10 protein-coding genes are annotated in these 9,838 nt (G+C 71.3%); 4 read left to right on the forward strand and 6 right to left on the reverse strand.

Going from position 1 to position 9,838, the window contains the following annotated elements; translation table 11 throughout:
• The 3 genes from G5C51_RS35795 to G5C51_RS35805 form a co-directional block, all read right to left on the reverse strand.
• Nucleotides 1–684 (reverse strand): ABC transporter permease (locus G5C51_RS35795; protein ID WP_165243980.1); only part of this gene is annotated, 684 nt, incomplete at its 3' end.
• Nucleotides 681–1,568, reverse strand: a complete 888-nt coding sequence (locus tag G5C51_RS35800; RefSeq protein WP_165243982.1) for an ABC transporter ATP-binding protein — start codon at nucleotides 1,566–1,568, stop codon at nucleotides 681–683. The genes G5C51_RS35795 and G5C51_RS35800, both read right to left, overlap by 4 nt.
• Complete coding sequence (locus tag G5C51_RS35805) at nucleotides 1,565–2,212, reverse strand: DedA family protein (protein ID WP_165243984.1); 648 nt, start codon at nucleotides 2,210–2,212, stop codon at nucleotides 1,565–1,567. The genes G5C51_RS35800 and G5C51_RS35805 overlap by 4 nt, the downstream gene beginning before the upstream one ends.
• Before the next feature lie 238 nt (nucleotides 2,213–2,450).
• On the opposite strand from G5C51_RS35805, the gene G5C51_RS35810 reads away from it, so the two are divergent.
• The gene (locus G5C51_RS35810) at nucleotides 2,451–4,040 is read left to right on the forward strand and encodes a sensor histidine kinase (protein WP_165243986.1); all 1,590 of its coding nucleotides are present in this window, start codon (nucleotides 2,451–2,453) and stop codon (nucleotides 4,038–4,040) included.
• Here G5C51_RS35810 and G5C51_RS35815 read toward each other — a convergent pair.
• Both G5C51_RS35815 and G5C51_RS35820 read right to left on the reverse strand, forming a co-directional pair.
• Nucleotides 4,024–4,566, reverse strand: a complete 543-nt coding sequence (locus tag G5C51_RS35815; protein WP_165243988.1) for an SRPBCC family protein — start codon at nucleotides 4,564–4,566, stop codon at nucleotides 4,024–4,026. The genes G5C51_RS35810 and G5C51_RS35815 overlap by 17 nt on opposite strands.
• A gap of 59 nt (nucleotides 4,567–4,625) precedes the next feature.
• Nucleotides 4,626–5,243 (reverse strand): TetR/AcrR family transcriptional regulator, encoded by a 618-nt coding sequence (locus G5C51_RS35820; protein ID WP_240930156.1) that lies wholly within the window; start codon nucleotides 5,241–5,243, stop codon nucleotides 4,626–4,628.
• Between the two features lie 116 nt (nucleotides 5,244–5,359).
• Between G5C51_RS35820 and G5C51_RS35825 the strand changes: the two genes are divergently transcribed.
• From G5C51_RS35825 to G5C51_RS35835, 3 genes are all read left to right on the forward strand, one after another.
• Nucleotides 5,360–6,181 carry an ABC transporter ATP-binding protein gene (locus G5C51_RS35825; RefSeq protein WP_165243990.1) on the forward strand — a complete coding sequence of 274 codons (822 nt, stop codon included), beginning with the start codon at nucleotides 5,360–5,362 and terminating at the stop codon, nucleotides 6,179–6,181.
• Between the two features lie 5 nt (nucleotides 6,182–6,186).
• Nucleotides 6,187–7,494, forward strand: coding sequence for an FtsX-like permease family protein (locus G5C51_RS35830; RefSeq protein ID WP_165243992.1), 1,308 nt, complete (start codon nucleotides 6,187–6,189; stop codon nucleotides 7,492–7,494).
• Nucleotides 7,495–7,626: 132 nt separating this feature from the next.
• The gene (locus G5C51_RS35835; RefSeq protein WP_240930157.1) at nucleotides 7,627–8,409 is read left to right on the forward strand and encodes a DUF4097 family beta strand repeat-containing protein; all 783 of its coding nucleotides are present in this window, start codon (nucleotides 7,627–7,629) and stop codon (nucleotides 8,407–8,409) included.
• 16 nt (nucleotides 8,410–8,425) lie between these two features.
• Here G5C51_RS35835 and trpS read toward each other — a convergent pair whose 3' ends face one another.
• Nucleotides 8,426–9,427 carry a tryptophan--tRNA ligase gene (gene trpS / locus G5C51_RS35840; RefSeq protein WP_165243994.1) on the reverse strand — a complete coding sequence of 334 codons (1,002 nt, stop codon included), beginning with the start codon at nucleotides 9,425–9,427 and terminating at the stop codon, nucleotides 8,426–8,428.
• Nucleotides 9,428–9,838 lie beyond the last annotated feature (411 nt).

Below are 9,838 nucleotides of genomic sequence, written 5' to 3' on the forward strand. Positions count from 1 at the left end.
CCCATACGCCCACTCCCCGCCGATGAACCGCTCCGCGGCCATCGTCGGCGTCAGCTCCGCGAGCACCCCCACCCACGACCCGACCAGCTCCGCCAGCGACTCCAGCGCCATCGGCAGCACCCACAGCAGCACGAAGAGCACCGCCAGCGCCCCCGCCGTGCTGCGCACCACCGCGCCGAGCCCGACCGCCAGCACCGCCACCATGGCCAGGTAGTACCCCATCGCCAGCACCTGCCCGGTGGCCGCACCGGCCGCGACCGGCGCCGCATAGTCCCCCAGCGGCCCCACGCTCGTCACCAGCCCCAGCGCTGCCACCGGCACCCCGGCCGCGAACACCGCCGCACCCGCCACCACCGCCTTCGCCCCGAGCAGCCGCCCCCGCGAGGGCACGCACGCCAGCGAGACGCTCATCGACCGCGACGCGAACTCGGCCGTCACCGCCAGCAGCGCCAGCGCCCCGAAGACGATGTTGACCCCGTACAACACCCCGGTCCCCGCCAGCGGCGCGACCGCCACCGAGTGCAGAGGCTCGTCCGTCCCCTCCAGGTTGTTGCCGACCGTCAGCGCCGTCCCGGGCGCGACCAGCAGCATCAGCGCCACCGCCCCCGCCAGGAACCACCAGGTCGACCGTACGGACCGCAGCTTCAGCCACTCGGCCGCCGCCGCTTCCTGAAAGCCGCTCACACCGCCACCGCCCCGTACTCCACGTCACCCTCCGTCAGCCGCATGTACGACTCCTCCAACGACGACTCCACCGCCCGCAACTCATGCACCCGCAGCCCCAGTTCGTACGCAAGATCTCCGACCTGCTCCACACTCGGCCCGGTCACCGTCAGCTCACCGGCCCCCGTCCACCGCGCGTCGAGCAGTACCTCGGCGAGCGGCTCGAGCGCAGGCCCGCGCACGACCACCCCCGCCCCCCGCAGCAGCCGCTCCATCGGCTCGTCCGCGATCAGCCGCCCCTTCCCGAGCACCACCAGCCGGTCCGCGGTCTGCTCCATCTCGCTCATCAGATGCGAGGAGACGAAGACGGTCCGCCCTTCCCCCGCAAGGGACTTCAGCAGCGTGCGAATCCACCGCACCCCGTCCGGATCGAGCCCGTTCACCGGCTCGTCCAGCATCAGCACCTCGGGGTCGCCGAGCAGCGCCCCCGCGATGCCGAGCCGCTGGCTCATCCCGAGCGAATACGACCCGGCGCGCCGCCCCGCGGCCTCGGCCATCCCCGTAAGCCCGAGGACCTCCTCGACCCGCGCGTACGGAATCCGCTGGCTCAGCGCCATCGCCCGCAGATGATCGCGCCCGCTGCGATGCGGGTGCACGGCCTTCGCGTCCAGCAGCGCCCCGATGGTGCGCAGCGGCCGCTCCAGCTCGCGGTACGGGCGGCCGCCGATCAGCGCCGCGCCGGCCGTCGGCCGGTCGAGGCCGAGGATGATCCGCATCGTCGTGGACTTCCCGGCCCCGTTCGGGCCGAGAAAGCCGGTGACGGTGCCGGGCTTCAGCTCCAGCGAGAGATCGTCCACGGCGGTCTTGGCGCCGTAGCGCTTCGTCACGCCCTGCAGGCTGATCATGAGACTCCTTCGGGAGTACGGTCCATGGATTCCGGGTCCGCCGCGCGGCGCCGCATCCGCACCGCCCGCACCCCTTCGTGCAGCAGCGTGATGCCGAACGCCATCGCCAGCCCGAGCGCGACCCCGTACAACGGCTTCTCCTCAAAGGCCCGCCCCCCGAGATAGCCGAGCCCCGCGGAATACACGGCCCAGGTCACGGCGGCCACGACGGCGTACCGGGTGAAGTCCCGCCGCGGAAACCCGGTCGCCCCGGTGGTGAGCGTGGCGGCGGTGCGCCCGCCCGGGATATACCGCGCGACGATCAGCACAAGACCGCCCCGCTCCTCGAGCAACCGCCCCACGCGCTCATACGCCCGCTGCGTCCGGCCCCCCGGCTTCAGCCGAGCGAAGAGCCGCGGCCCGGCGCGCCGCCCGATGGCGTACGAGACGTGATCCCCGGTGAGCGCGCCCAGCGCGCCGACGACGATGACCAGCACGAGATGCGGATCGCCGGTGGCCGCCGCGAACACGCCGAGCGTGATCACGAGAGTCTCGCTGGGCACGACGGGGAAGAAGCCGTCGAGGGCCGCGATGGCATAGAGCGCCAGGTAGACCCAGGGTGTGGTGACCACGCCTTCAACGGCGTGAACTATGGCGTCATTCATGTAAGCGAAGCTACGAAGCGGACCCTGGCTCCGGCCGTACACGAAGGGAAGCGACAACCCCTGACTTTCGTCAGGATGCCTTCGACGCCCAAGCCGCCCTTTCGAGGCCGAGACGACGCCCCATCAAGCCCGGCCGGCGCTTGAGGCCGAGCGCCGCAGGCGCGATAAGCCCGCCGCAGGCGAATCCCTTACTTTCGACAGCACCGCGGCCGACAGGCCGCCCCGTACCGTGAAGCCCATGATCCGGCTCTCCGACCCCCTCCTCCGCCTGGCGCGCAGCCCTCGCACGCTGGACGCGCTGGTCTGGCTGCTGATCATGATTCCGCTGCTCTCCGCCCAGCGGATGCCCGGCGGGGAGGAGCAGGCCACCGGCATCCCCCTCCTCTGGACCCAGATCGCCGCGGTCCCTCTCCTCGCGCTCGCCTGCTGGTACGCCCGCCGCGCCCCGCTCCTCGCCGCCGCCGTGCCCATCGCCCTGGGGCTGGCCGCGACCCCGGAGCTGTTCACGAACAACTTCACCTTCGCCCAGGTGATCCTCTGCTTCCTCCTCGGCCGCCGCTCGGGCGCCACCCGCGGGCCGCTGCTCCTGTTCGTCGCCGCCGCCGTGACCGGCCTGGTCCTGCTCAGCATCGTCCCGGGCGCCAGCGTCCCCGGCTGGGGCACGCTCCTGCTGACGCTGCTCTTCGGCGGCGTGCTGCCGTGGCTCGTCGGCCGTTACGCCCGCCAGCAGGCGGAACTCGTCCGCACCGGCTGGGAGCTCGCCGAACGCCTGGAGCGCGAGCAGGAGTTGGTCGCCGACCGGATGCGGCTGCGCGAACGCTCCCGCATCGCGGGCGACATGCACGACTCCCTCGGCCACGAACTCGGACTCATCGCGCTGCGCGCCGCGGCGCTGCAGGTCAGCCCCCGCCTGGACGACGCCGACCGCACGTCCGCGGCCGAGCTCCGCGAGGCCGCCGCGACCGCCACCGAGCGGCTGCGCGAGATCATCGGCGTGCTCCGCGAGGACGGCGAGGACGCGCCCGTACACCCCGCGGACGACACCATCGAGGCCCTGGTCAAACGCGCCCGCGACTCCGGCATGGCAGTCACGCTCGAGCAGCCCGGTGACGCCGGTTCTCCGCTCCCGCCCATGGCCGACCGCGCGCTCTACCGGGTAGTCCAGGAGGCCCTCACCAACGCCGCCAAGCACGCCCCGGGCGCCGCCGTCACCGTCACCCTGCGCCGTACGAACGGCACGGCCGAGGTCGCCGTGGCCAACGAGCCACCCCCCGCAGGCCCGCTGCCGTCAGCAGCGGTCTCCGGCGGCTACGGTCTCGTCGGCCTCGACGAGCGCGTCCGCCTCGCCGGCGGGACTCTCCATGCACAGCCTGTGGACAGCGGATTCGAGGTCAAGGCCCGCCTCCCGGTCACCCCGGGCGCCGCCGCCACCCCGCCCCGCGAGTACGTCTCCCAGCGCGAACTGGCCGCCGCCCGCCGCAAGGTCCACCGCGGCATCCTCGACGCCATCTGGATCCCGATTGCCGGCACGATCGCCATCGCCGTGGTGCTGTACGGCTTCAACATCTACACCTCGTACCGCTCCGTCCTGGATGCCGACACTTACGCCGACCTGCACATCGGCCGGCCGGAGCACACCGTCGAACAGCACCTCCCCGCCTACCAGGCCGACGACGACACCCGCCCGGAACACGCCCCACCGGACCCGCCCGGCACCGACGAATGCCGCTTCTACCGCACCACGGCATGGAGCCTGGACCCGGCGTACCGCCTGTGCTTCACGGACGGCCGCCTCAGTCACAAGGGCAAGGTCAAGACGCAGCCGTAGCCCCGTCCGGCGTCCCATCGGGTGCGGCCTCCAGATGCGCCTTCAGCCGCCCCAGCGTCGTCGCGATATGCGCACCATTCGCCCCCGGCCGATTGACGATCCCGGTGATCAGAATCGCCGCCGGAATGAACCACAACGGCGCCCGCACCCAACTCGTCTCGGTCACCGTGCACCCCTCCCCGCCACCCTCGGCCGGCGCGATGTCGTACTGCCACCGCGAGACCGGAATCCCCGGCGGCCCCGCCGTCACCTCGAAGGCGAAGCACCGCCCGGGATCCGCGTCGGTGATACGGCACGTGGTGACCCACCGCCGCACCCCGTTGCGATTGCGCCCCCGGAAGCGCGCCCCGACCGCGGCGCCCGTCGCCCCGTCCGCCCACTCGGCGGCGTACTGCTCCGCCGTGAACCGCGCCAGCGCCGGCGGATCGCTGATGACGCGATACGCCGCGGTCGGGGTGGAGCGGATGGTCACGGACCCGGTGGCGGCGGGCTCGGGGTAGCGCGGGATGCGTCGCGGTATCTCCATCGGACGGGCCTCCTCCGCGGTGATGTAATCGCTGATTACATCAGCAGGTTACCCACGGGTCAATAACCCGTCGCCGCATACGTGTTGAGCACCTGCTCCGCCAGCGACTCCGCCCGCTCGGCCGGCAGAAACCCGTCCACGATCATCTGCGCCAGCCCGTATACGAGCGCCTGCGCACCCAGCGCCACCACCTCCGGATCCCCGGGCGGCAGCTCCCCGTCCCGCTGCGCCGCGACCACCAGACCGTTCAGCAGCAGCTCCAACTCACCCAGCCGCGGCCGCAGTTCCTCCGGCTGACTGGCCCCGAACACCCGCGACCGCAGCAGCCCGAACCGATGCGGATGCCGGATCGCGTACCGCACGAACCCGAGCCCGAACGCCCGCATCACAGGACCCTCCGCAGCACCCGCGGCCTCCCCCTGCCACGCCGCGAAGTCCTCCAGCACCTCCCCGGCGACCGCCGTCAGCAGCGCCTCCCGGTCGGCGAAGTGCCGGAACGGCGCCCCCGGCGACACCCCGGCCCGCCGGGCCACCTCCCGCACCCGGACCGCCTCCGCCCCGCCCTCGTCGAGCAGTTCGAGCGCCGCGGCGACCAGCGCCGACGGCAGCGAGCCATGGTGATAGCCGGAGCGCTGCATGCCCTGAGTACTACCACCACCCCCCGCCCCGGGGTTCATGAAAGTCCACCCCCCACTGGCCGCGTACGCCCAGTGCCGCCGCCGATCACCGTCCGTAACTTCGATGACAGGTCGAAAAGAGACACGCACTCACCAACGACGAGGAGTCGAGGACGATGTTCGGACGCAAGGGAAACAAGGCAGGCAGGCAGCACCCCGCAGGCGGCGAAGCGCTCCGCCTGGTCAAGGTCACCAAGTCCTACGGCGAGGCCGACAGCGCCGTCACCGCCCTCGACGGCGTCACCCTCAGCCTCCCCGCCGGCACCTTCACCGCCGTGATGGGCCCCTCCGGCTCCGGCAAGTCCACCCTCCTCCAGTGCGCCGCCGGCCTGGACCGCCCCGACAACGGCATCGTCATGGTCGACGGCACCGAGATGACCGGCGGCACCGAGGCCGAGCTGACCAAGTTCCGCCGCGGCCGCATCGGCTTCGTCTTCCAGCAGTACAACCTGCTGCCCACCCTCAACGTCCTGCAGAACACCGTCCTGCCGCTGAAGCTCGCAGGGCGTCGCGTCAACCGCGCCCACGCCCGCGAGGTCCTCCAGCGCGTAGGCCTCGGCGACCGGGTGAGCCACCGCCCCGACCAGCTCTCCGGCGGCCAGCGCCAGCGCGTCGCCATCGCCCGCGCCCTGGTCACCGAGCCCAGCGTGGTCTTCGCCGACGAGCCCACCGGCGCCCTGGACACCCGCAGCGCCCGCGAGGTCCTGCGCCTGCTCCAGGAGGCGGTACGGGTCCACGGCCGCACCGTCGTCATGGTCACCCACGACCCGGTCGCCGCCTCGTACGCCGACTCGGTCCTCTTCCTCGCCGACGGCCGCCTGGCCGGCCGCATGGACCGCCCGACCGCCGACGCCGTGGCCGAGCGCATGGCCCACCTCGGCGACGAGTACGCCACCGACACCACGACCCCCGCCTACGCCACCCCCGCTGGAGTGTGACGACGATGTTCTCCCTGGCCCTGCACTCCATCCGCAAGCGACCGGGCCGCTTCGCGGCCACCCTGCTCGCCGCCTTCCTCGGCGCGACGATCATCATGACCTTCAACTCGATGCACGACACGGCCGGCGCCGCGGGCGTCGACAAGGTCAGCTCCGAATCCCTCTCCACGGCGGCCGCGGTCGTCGGCGGCTACGGCTCGCTCCTGGTCTTCTTCGCCATCGCCTCGACGCTGACGGTCAACGTCCGCCAGCGCGAGAGCGAGATGGACCTCCTCCGCTCCGCCGGCGCCACCCCCGCCCAGCTCAAGCGCATGGTCGTCGTCGAAGCCGCGGTCGTCGCGCTCCTCGGCGCCGCCCTCGCGATCGTCCCCGCGATGCTCGCCGGCAACGCCCTGCTCGACCTCTTCAAGGACAGCGGCCAGGTCAAGGACTCGGTCGACCACTCCTTCGGCCCGATCGCGCTCTCCTCGGGCATCGACATCACCCTCCTCGCCGCCGTCGGCGCCGCCTTCCTGGCCGTACGCCGCGCGACGAAGGCGCACGACAAGAAGCCCCAGCGCACCCGCCTGCGCACCATCTCCGGCTACGCGGCCCTCGGCCTCGGCGTAGCGATGTGCCTGACCACCTTCGCGATGGGCAAGGACGCGGGCCCGGAGGCCATGGCCCCGCCCGCCTACGGCGCGATCATGCTCTCGGTCGGCTTCGCGGTCTTCTCGCCCCGCCTCCTGGCGGCGATCGTCGGCAAGTCCGGCGACCTGAGCCTCACGGCCGCGAACCTCCGCCACCGCACCGCCCAACTCTCCGGCGTCCTGATGCCGCTGATCCTCTTCGTCGGCATCACCACCGCGACCCTCTACATGCAGGCGGTCGAGAACGACCACATCAAGCAGTCCGGCATCGCGAAGACCATCGACGACAAGCAGCTGGAAACCCTCAACTTCGTCGTCGTCGGCATCATCGCCGCCTTCGCCTGCGTCATGCTGATCAACACCCTGTACGCCACCACCACTTACCGCGGCCAGGAGTTCGGCCAGCAGCGCCTGGCAGGCGCCACCCCCGGCCAGGTGCTCCGCACGGTCGGCCTGGAGTCGCTGATCCTGGCGGCCACCGGCATCTTCTTCGGCACCATCGCCGCCATCGCCGGCATCGTCCCCTTCGCCCTGGCCCGTACGGACTCCATGCCCGAGCAAGGCCCCGGCATCTGGCTCGCGGTGGCGGGCACGGCAGTGGCCGCGACCCTGGTCACCAGCGTCGCCACGGCCCACCGCCGGCTGCGCACCCCCGCCGTGGAGGCGGTGGCGCTTGCGGCCTGACGCCCCCGGAGTTGTACGGCACCGACCCCCCGGCCCCTTGAACCCTTAGGGAGCCCCGGGGGGTTAGCCCTACCCCGGGTCCGGTAGCCCACCGCATTCCTCCGCGCCCGCCCGCTTTCTACCGTCGAAGGCATGATGTCGAAGCCGTCGAACCCCGTCCTCCGCACCACCCTCGCCGCCGCGGCAGCCGTCACCGTCGCGGCCGTAGCCGCCTCCTGCACGACGGTCGGCGACGGCAAGGCCGAACACCGCACCTTCGCCCTCCCGTCCGACGCCAAGCAGCTGACGATCGAGACCGACGACAGCGGCCTCACCCTCGTACCGGCCGAGGACGCGAAGACGAAGGACGTGCGCGTCACCCGCTGGTTCCAGGCCAAGAAGTGGAACGGCACCACCGAGACCAGCTGGTCCGCCGACGGCGCCACCCTCCGGCTCAAGACCAAGTGCAGCGGCGTGGTGGTCGACTGCGACTCCCGCCACAAGGTGGAGGTCCCGCAAGGCCTGGACGTCAAGGTGAACGGCCGCGACGGCAGCGTCCGCGCCTCGGGCCTCGACGCCAAGCTCGACATCCGCACGGTGGACGGCTCGATCAACATCCAGGACCCAAAGGCCCCACTGACCCTGAACAGCCGCGACGGCTCGGTGACGGCGGAGGGCATCAAGACCCCGGATGTCCGCGCGACCACGAACGACGGCAGCCTGCACCTCGCCTTCGCCTCGACTCCCGACCGCGTGCAGACGTCATCGCGAGACGGCAGCACGACGCTGGAGCTCCCCGGCAACGACCCGTACAAGATCGCCACCAAGCTCCGCGACGGCAGCCGCCACATCGACGTCCCACGCTCGGACTCAAGCCGCCACACGATCGACTCGCAGGCCAACGACGGCTCGATCACAATCCGCGCGGCCGGCTGAGCCGACCACCGCGGCCTTACGGAGCAAGCAGCCCGATCGCCGCATAGGCAGCGTCCACCCGCGGCCGAGCCAGCTTCCGCGCCCGCTCGGCCCCGCCCCGCAGCACGCTCTCCACATACCCGGGATCGCGCGACAGCTCCCGATACCGCTCCTGCAGCGGCTCGAGCACCGCGATCACGGCATCGGCGACATCCTTCTTCAGCGCCCCATAGGACTCGTACCGCCCGGCCAGCTCATCGGGCCGCTCACCACCCCCGGAACACGCGGCAAGGATGTCCAGCAGATTGCTGACCCCAGGCTTCTTCTCCCGGTCGTACGCAACCTCGCTGCCGCTGTCCGTCACGGCCCGCATCACCTTCCGCCGCACGGCATCGGGATCATCCAGCAGATAGACGACCCCGCCCCCGCCCTCCTCGGACTTGCTCATCTTGGCGCCGGGCTCCTGCAGATTCATGATCCGCGCCGCTACGGGAGGGTGCGTGGCTCTGGGAACGACGAAGGTGTGCCCGTACCGCTGATTGAAGCGGACGGCGAGATCCCGGGTGAGCTCCACATGCTGCGCCTGATCATCACCCACGGGCACCTCCTCGGCCCCGTAGACAAGGATGTCCGCCGCCATGAGCGCCGGATACGTCAGCAGCGACAGCCGCACACTCCGCCCCCGCGCCCGCTCCCGCGCCTCCTTCTCCTTGTACTGGATCATCCGCCGCATCTCCCCGTCCGTCGCCGTGCACTCCAGCACGTACGACAGCCGGGTGTGCTCCTCGACGTGGCTCTGCACGAAAACCGTGCACAGCTCGGGATCCAGCCCGGCCGCGAGATAGGTGGCGGCGGCTTGCCGCGTCAGCCGCCGGATGCGCGCCGGATCGTGATCGACGGTGAGCGCATGCAGATCGGCGATGAAGAACAGCGCACCTGGGCGATGCTGGTCGACCCGGACCCACTGCCGCAGGGCACCGAGAAGGTTCCCGAGGGTCAGGCTGCCGCTGGGGGTGACGCCGCTGAGCGTGATGGTCATGTCTCTCATCTCCGTGAGTCCGTGCCGCGACCGCCGGCCAGGAAGCGTGAGCGGAGAGAGCTGCTCAGAAACGCGAAACGGCCGCCGGAAGCGGCGGCCGCGAGTACATACGCGCAGGTGGGACGGCCGCCGTCAGGCGGGCCACCACTGATGCGTGCGCGTGTGCGTGTGCGTGAACATGGCACCAGACTACACCGAGTGTCCTGGGCCACGATCGGTTGACATGGCGTTCGCCGATCCGTAAGGTTCATCGGGTTGCCACAGAGCCGGTCAGGTTCAGCGGCAGCACCTCAGCCGCCGTTAGGCGGCACCTCCACTACGACTGCAAGATCCCCGGACCGGGTCTATTTCGGCATGCCGAAAATACGATTCGAAGGCCCGATTAGGAGCCTCCAGGGAAATCCGCTAACG

Source organism: Streptomyces coryli, from assembly GCF_011044975.1.
Classification (GTDB): domain Bacteria; phylum Actinomycetota; class Actinomycetes; order Streptomycetales; family Streptomycetaceae; genus Streptomyces; species Streptomyces coryli.